At 45.0% G+C, this 320-nt stretch carries 1 protein-coding gene; it reads right to left on the bottom strand.

The genetic code is table 11. The annotated features are described in order from the left end of the window. On the bottom strand, positions 1-320 hold a 320-nt coding region (locus AB4585_RS25325; protein ID WP_372171533.1), incomplete at both ends, for a hypothetical protein.

Here is a 320-nt window from a genome sequence, read left to right as displayed (position 1 = left end):
GATAGTAATAACCCTTCAAGCTATCAACTAACCCCGCCGCCGATGGCGAGTAAACCACAAGGCGATTACTCCATACATCAATCGGTGAGGCAATACCTCCCGACATCAAACCGGAATAACGATAGTGCTCCACTGCAACATAGAGAACTCGCTCTTGCTCAAACACCTCTGTCGGTGGCTTAATCTTCTTAGCTTTCTTCTTTTTCTTTTGCGACTCTGGAGTCACAACTTCCAATGAAGAATTAAGAAGCTTATCCACATCAACCGGAATGTATTTGGGCTCATCATTACCAGGATTCGCACTTGGATTCAACGCATAC

The organism is Vibrio sp. 10N.222.49.C9 (genome assembly GCF_041474985.1).
Lineage (GTDB): Bacteria > Pseudomonadota > Gammaproteobacteria > Enterobacterales > Vibrionaceae > Vibrio > Vibrio crassostreae_C.
Note: the sequence above shows the minus strand (reverse complement) of the source record. Positions and strands in the feature narration are given on the sequence as shown.